1 pseudogene is annotated in these 500 nt (G+C 38.0%); it reads right to left on the bottom strand.

Annotated features, from left to right (window positions below):
- Positions 1 to 176: 176 nt before the first annotated feature.
- Positions 177 to 500 (bottom strand): annotated as a pseudogene (locus H5119_RS20100) (hypothetical protein); the annotation flags it as partial.

Here is a 500-nt window from a genome sequence, read left to right as displayed (position 1 = left end):
TCTAATTGAAAAACAAAACTGTTCCATTCAATCTACTTTTTAGGTTAATAATTTATCTTTTATCGCTAGGTTATTTTCATCCACAAAATAAGTCATTAACTCCATTAGACCTGAATTACGCACATGAAAATGCGCTACATGATGTAGTTTTAACTTTTTACTGAAGTGTTAAAATTTTATGCGAGCAGCTTTTCGCAGTTACTGATATTCGCTCGCCGTTTTCGGTTTAAGTCTTCACGGTAACTTGCTTGTGAGATTGGTCTGCCTACTGCGCCGTGAAATACGCGTGTAAATTGTGTGGTGAGTTTTAACAAATTTTCGGGAGAAATATCCACTCTTTCGAGTAAGGGTAAGTGTGTACTTTCAATATGCCCTCGTTTGTCTTCTCGTATACAATGCCCAGTTAGTTCAACAAGTTCAAGGTACGATTTAAGCTCAAATGGGAGCCCTTTTGGCATAGTTTGACGTGGCATGCCTGCAAAGCGGAGTAATTGTTTTGG

This window comes from Pseudoalteromonas sp. SG45-5, from assembly GCF_014164085.1.
Lineage (GTDB): Bacteria > Pseudomonadota > Gammaproteobacteria > Enterobacterales > Alteromonadaceae > Pseudoalteromonas > Pseudoalteromonas aliena.
Note: the sequence above shows the minus strand (reverse complement) of the source record. Positions and strands in the feature narration are given on the sequence as shown.